This window comes from uncultured Campylobacter sp., from assembly GCF_937949835.1.
Lineage (GTDB): Bacteria > Campylobacterota > Campylobacteria > Campylobacterales > Campylobacteraceae > Campylobacter_B.
Genome location: NZ_CALEDC010000167.1, coordinates 1 through 4,535, shown reverse-complemented (window position 1 = coordinate 4,535; position 4,535 = coordinate 1). Strand labels below are relative to the sequence as shown.

General features: G+C 44.4%; 5 protein-coding genes. All 5 read right to left on the bottom strand.

Translation table 11 applies throughout. The features are described 5' to 3' along the window. The coding region (locus tag Q0256_RS03640) for an NADH-quinone oxidoreductase subunit C (protein ID WP_297960129.1) at positions 1-406 on the bottom strand (406 nt) is incomplete at its 3' end. A 2-nt stretch (positions 407-408) separates the two neighbouring features. Next, on the bottom strand, positions 409-1,890 hold the full coding sequence (locus Q0256_RS03635; RefSeq protein WP_297960127.1) for a hydrogenase 4 subunit F: 1,482 nt from the start codon (positions 1,888-1,890) through the stop codon (positions 409-411). Positions 1,891-1,892: 2 nt separating this feature from the next. Beyond that, complete coding sequence (gene hyfE / locus Q0256_RS03630; protein WP_297879995.1) at positions 1,893-2,537, bottom strand: hydrogenase 4 membrane subunit; 645 nt, start codon at positions 2,535-2,537, stop codon at positions 1,893-1,895. A gap of 1 nt (position 2,538) precedes the next feature. Then, the gene (locus Q0256_RS03625) at positions 2,539-3,477 is read right to left on the bottom strand and encodes an NADH-quinone oxidoreductase subunit H (protein WP_297960125.1); all 939 of its coding nucleotides are present in this window, start codon (positions 3,475-3,477) and stop codon (positions 2,539-2,541) included. A gap of 1 nt (position 3,478) precedes the next feature. Continuing rightward, positions 3,479-4,535: proton-conducting transporter membrane subunit (locus Q0256_RS03620; protein ID WP_297960123.1), on the bottom strand; the 1,057-nt coding region annotated here is incomplete at its 5' end.

Genomic DNA, 4,535 nt, shown 5'->3' with positions numbered 1-4,535 from the left:
CAGGCAAGCCCTCAGCGATTAAACCGAACATATCGAAGGCTTCTCTTTCGTACCATACGCAAGCAGGCACTAAAGGAGTAACCGACGGGAACGTAGGATCCGATCCAGGAATTAGCGTCCTAACGGTGATGAAGCATTTATCCTCTGCGGCAAAATCCTCGGCTTCGGTCATCTTTCCACCTTCCATAGATATCGCATAGTAAAGCGCGAAATTTCCGTTTAGCTCGCGCTCATCGTTAGGGATCATCGTACTGATAAAACCGCCGATATCATAATACAGCGTTTTAACCGCAAGCGGCAGATCATTTCTATCCACTAAAACGGTGATTTGATCCTCGGCTTGGCGGGTAACTTCTAAGACCTTGACTTTGGTCTTTAAAATTTCTATAAATTTATCGCCTCTCATTTTTAACCTCTCATCATTATTCTAACGCCGTTTTCGACGAGCATCCAAAAATCACCTACGTGCCATACGCCGAAAATTATCACTAAAGCGCAAAGCAAGATTAGCGGTAAATTTTCAAACAAGCTCATCTCTTTAGCATAAACCACTTCACCTTTAGGCGTACCGAAGCTCGCTAGATTAAAGTGTGCGAAGTCCGCAATGAAAATAATTACGAGCGCGATCGCAAATAATGCTACGGCTATGTATTGACCGCTGGCTATCGCGCCTTTGAAAACGTTAAATTCGCTTACAAAGATCGCAAACGCAGGAACACCTACGAGCGAGCAAACCGCAGCACCAAACATTATCGTAGTAAGCGGAGCGATTTTTACCATACCGCCCATTCTAGACATATCTTTGTGACCGTAAATTCTAGCGATATTACCGGTAGAGCAGAATGCAAGAGCCTTGGTAAAGCTGTGAGCTAAGCAGTGAAAGATCGCGGCAAGCAAGCCGAAATATCCGCCGATGCCTAGCGCAAATGCAATAACACCCATATGAACGACCGAGTGGTAAGCAAACATCCTCTTTACGTCGTGCTGACGAACGAGGAAAATTCCTGCTATAAATAGCGTGATCGTACCGGAAATTAACATCACGGATTGAACGAAGTCAAAGCCTACAGCTTGAGCTGTAATAGCGTAATATCTAAATATCGCTAGCATCGCACATTTTAAAAGTACGCCCGAAAGTAGTGCTGAAATCGGAGCCGGACCTTCTGCGTGAACATCAGGAAGCCAAGTGTGAGTAGGAGCAAGTCCCGCTTTGGTTCCAAAGCCGATCAACGCAAAGATAAAGATAAGCTTAGCAGCGTCGCCGTTTAAATTTTTGGCATTATCCATAATGCTCGTCCAAAGCATCGAAGCCTCGCCGTCGCCTGTGATTTTGAATGTAGCCGCATATAGTAAAACGGTCGCATAAAGTGCAAACGCTAAGCCGATCGAGCATATAACGATATATTTGTAACCGCTCTCGGTAGATTTTTTATCTTTATGAATAGCGACCAAAAATACCGAAGCTAACGTAGTAGCCTCTACCGCAGCCCACATAAACGCGACGTTATTACAGATCACGCTAAGCGTCATCGTAAAAACGAAAACGTGGCAGAGCGCATAGTATTTTCTAAGATCGCTAAGATCCAGATGACCGCCCTGTATCTCCCATTTCATATAGGTGGTGGAGTATAAATTTACCAAAAAGCCCGTTACGGCGATTAGCACTAAAAATACGCAACCTAGGCTATCTAGGAATAGGAATTTATCGTATGCGTAAAACGCCTCGGCATTGCCGCTTAGAAGCTTGCCTACGTTACAGAGTAGCCCTGCGGATGTAACTGCAGAAATCAAAACGTGTAGCGTGCTTAGGAGCTTGAAATTCTTAGGGCATAAGAATAATATCAGCGCTCCGAGCAACGGAAAAATTAATATAAAAGCTAAACTATTCATCATTAACCCCTTAAATTCGAAGCTTTAGACGTATCAAGTCCGTCATAAGCTTTGTAAAATCTAACTGCCAAAACGCTCATAATAATAACCGCAAAGATCGCGTCGGTTAAAATTCCAAGCTCTACTAGCTCATGAGAGTTGTAAGCCATAAGCGCTAGGCTTAGGTGGATGCCGTTTTCAAAGAGGCAGTAGGCTAGAATTTGCTTGATGAAAGAATTTCTTAGCATGAAGCCAAAAATTCCCATCATAAATACGGTTACCGCCGCTATTAGAACGATTCTTTCTTGAATAAGAGAGAATTTAAGCAAGATCGGATTGATTGTCATCGCAATCGCTAGCGAAAATCCCATCGCAATAACGGGGCTTACGAAAAAGCCGCCTACCGGCTCATCCTCGCTGATCACATCCAGCTTTTTAACTAGCCAAAATAAAATTCCTGGCACGAAAATAACCTTCGTAAAAAACGCCACTATCGCCCAAATTCTAAGCTGCGGCGCATTGAAGTTAGAATACAGCATAAAAAATATGCTTACCAAAAGTAACGTCTGAATCGCGTAAATTCCGATCGAAAGCTTTAAATTTCTAAGTCCGAATACCGCGAGTGACGTTACGATCATACAAATTGCTAAAATATCGATACTATTCATCTTAAAATCCTACTACGTAAAGCGTTAATGCCGCAAAAGCAATGGCAAGAGCGCCGCATGAAATTTTGCGCATGCTCGAAGTCATTCTAAAGCGCGGTCCAAAGTTGTCGATGAAAACGGCTGCTACGTAAAATACGCCGGTTTTTAGCACAAAGATTATGATCGCTAAAAGCGGATTGCTAAAATTCCACGGCTCAAATATCGTTAGGAATAATCCGATCATCGCAAATTGCTTCAAAATAAGCGCCGCTTGCACTAAGCCGAGATCGCTGCCTGCATATTCGCCCAAAAGTCCTTCTTGAAGCTCTTGCTCGGCTTCGGCAAGATCAAATGGCTTTCTGCCGGTCTCGACATACATACACCATAAAAACGCAATCGAAGCGACAGCAAAGCTTGGAATTTGATAGCCGATCTGACCGCTGCGTACCATCTGCTGGATCTCAACTAAATTTGAAGTTCCCGCAGCCATCATTACTACGATTAGGCACATCATCATCACAGGCTCGACAAAAACGGCAAGCATCTGCTCGCGTCCGCCGCCGGTTGCAGCAAACGGGTTACCGCTATCTATCGAAGCCGCACCGAATACGAAGCGCAAAAGCGCGCCTAGATATAGGATAACGAAAATATCCGAATACGCTCCGAAAAGAGTATCTTTGCTGTATGTAATAGGAATAGCCGCCAAGATCGCCGCCGAAGTAGCGAAAAGGAAAAACGGCGCCCATCTAAATACCCAGTGGCTACACGCAGGAACGGTTCTGCCGCGCTTAAAAAGCTTAATAATATCGCGGTAAGTCTGGAAAAAATCGCTTCCTTGTTTCGACTGAAGCTTGGCTCGAAGTTTTCTCGCCATACCGTCGAAGAGTGGAGCGACTAGGACGATAACCGCGACTTGAAATATCATTAAAATTATAGTTTGTCTTGTCTGCCTCTCAAACATCCTAGATCAAGAAATATCCGACGCCCAGTATCGCGCAAAGATAGATTAGGATGTAAAGCGTATATAAATTTGCATAGCCGCTTTGAATAATTCCTATCTTATCGGCGATCTTCTTACTCCAATCGATTACCGGTTGATAAATCATCGTCCACCAAATGTCTTGTGGGTGGTTGTGATACTCGATCGGTCCGAAGTAGCCGTTTTGCTCTATTCTGCGTTTATGACCTCTAAATAGCCAGTCCATAATCTTTCTTAAATCGCCGGTAAAAGGACCGCCGGTCATCTGCATGCGAGGGCTATATTTAAAGCCGCACGCCCAAGGATCGGTCTCACGAGGTTTGTCGCGATTTGCTTTCATAACCGCTAGGATGATAAACGGAAGCAGCATTGTAGAACACAAAATCACTGCAATAAGAGGAGTTGAAACGATACTTCCCAAAGGCGAAGTGATTGACGAAGCGCCTAGGCTTGCGACATACCCACTATTGGAAGTAATAGAATTTACCGCTTGCATTATGTAATCGACTATGAAGTGTGCGCCTACGCCAAATCCTACGCAGCCTATCATCAAAATGATCATTCCTAAAACCATTCCTAATGGGCTTTCTTTCGCATTTCCCCAAATTTTTTCATCCCTTGGGGTTCCTGCGAAGATTACCGCATAAAGCTTAAGGTGCATACCGACCAAAACGCCGGTAAGTGCAAGAGCGACTACTGCTAAAGAGAAGGCATATCTAATGAAAATTCCGCTTTCCTTAGCACCTTGAAGCATTCCTTGATAGGTAAACCACTCTGAAACGAAGCCATTTACCGGAGGAAGCGCTGCGATACCCATGATACCGATAAACATACCGACAGCAGTTAGAGGCATTTTTTTTGCTAGCCCTCCTAGCACGTCCATATTCTGCGTATGAGTAGCGTGGATCACCGAGCCTGCACATAGGAATAAAAGGCCTTTGAATATTGCGTGGTTTACTACGTGGTAGCAGCCTGCTAAAAATCCGACTGCGGCTAGCGTTACATTGCCTGCTGCGACGCCGTAAATTCCGGTACCTAAG

Excerpts from the sequence above, each read along its gene's own strand:
- Q0256_RS03635 (WP_297960127.1), bottom strand. The coding sequence starts at position 1,890 with ATGAATAGTTTAGCTTTTATATTAATTTTTCCGTTGCTCGGAGCGCTG.
- hyfE (WP_297879995.1), bottom strand. The coding sequence starts at position 2,537 with ATGAATAGTATCGATATTTTAGCAATTTGTATGATCGTAACGTCACTC.
- Q0256_RS03625 (WP_297960125.1), bottom strand. The coding sequence starts at position 3,477 with ATGTTTGAGAGGCAGACAAGACAAACTATAATTTTAATGATATTTCAA.